1 protein-coding gene and 1 pseudogene are annotated in these 1103 nt (G+C 65.0%); both read right to left on the bottom strand.

Annotation, left to right across the window (positions count from 1 at the left end; all coding sequences use genetic code 11):
- Positions 1 to 30 precede the first annotated feature (30 nt).
- Positions 31 to 879 carry an IS3 family transposase gene (locus EDF51_RS19700; protein ID WP_134196264.1) on the bottom strand — a complete coding sequence of 283 codons (849 nt, stop codon included), beginning with the start codon at positions 877 to 879 and terminating at the stop codon, positions 31 to 33.
- Positions 876 to 1103: pseudogene (locus EDF51_RS20215) on the bottom strand (IS3 family transposase); the annotation flags it as partial. The gene EDF51_RS19700 and the pseudogene EDF51_RS20215, both read right to left, overlap by 4 nt.

The following is a 1103-nucleotide window of genomic DNA, read 5'->3' as shown; positions in this document are numbered from 1 at the left end:
GGTCCCGGTTTGTTGGACCGTGAAGTCAGATTAGGCCGCGAGGGCGTGAGCTCGGTATTGAACCGGGCTCATGCCCTCGAGTCGTGCCTGGGAGCGGTCGGTGTTCCACCAGGTGATGTAGTCGTGGATCGCGGTGTCGAGCGTGGTGATGCTGTCGAAATGGGTTGGGTGGAACATCTCGGCTTTCAGATGGCCGAAGAAGTTCTCGATGATCGCGTTGTCGTGGCAGTTGCCCTTTCGCGACATCGACTGGGACGCGCCGGCAGCTGCCAGCAGTGACCGCCAGGACCGGTGCTGGTAGTGGATGCCCTGGTCCGAGTGCACCAGCGGTGCCGCCCCGAGTGCGGTGTGGAGTGCGTCGCGGAGCGAGCCGTGGGTGAGTTCCAGGGTCGGGGACGTTCCGGTTCGATAGGCGATGATCTGCCGGTCGAAGAGGTCCATCACTGGTGACAGGTAGAGCTTGTGCTCACCGACCCGGAACTCCGTCACGTCCGTGACCCATTTCTGGTTCGGCGCTGTCGAGGTGAAGTCCCGGTTCAGCAGGTTCGCTGCAACCTTGCCGACCTCGCCGCCGTAGGACGAGTATCGGCGTCGACGACGCACCAGGCAGACCAGGTCGTGGCGTCGCATCAACGCCAGGACCGTCTTCTTCGCCACTGGCCCGGTCCGGCGGAGCTCGGCGTGGATCCGCCGATGCCCATACCGGCCCTTGGTGCGGACGAAGATCGCGCGGATCGCGTCCGCGGTGTCAGCGTGCCGGTCAGGTTCACGCGAGCGGGCTTGCTGGTAGAAGAACGTGGAGCGGGCAAGACCGGCGATCTGCAGCAGCGTCTGGAGTGAGTGTTCGGCCTTGCAAGCGGCAACGGCTGTGGTCTTCACCGACGCCGTTGCTGCGCCTGCAAGGCCCGCAATTTTCCCAAGTACGCGTTCTCGGCCCGTAAGTACTCGTTCTCCCGCCGGAGTCGTTCCAGCTCGCTGAGCTCGGTGTCCGGCTTCGCTTTCGGGCGGCCCGTTGGGCGCGGCCGGAGGGCGTCCTCACCGTCCTTGCGAACCTGGTTCGCCCATTTGCGCAGCAGCAGCGCTGAGGAGAGCCCTCCCTCGGA

The organism is Curtobacterium sp. PhB25 (genome assembly GCF_004365375.1).
Lineage (GTDB): Bacteria > Actinomycetota > Actinomycetes > Actinomycetales > Microbacteriaceae > Curtobacterium.
Note: the sequence above shows the minus strand (reverse complement) of the source record. Positions and strands in the feature narration are given on the sequence as shown.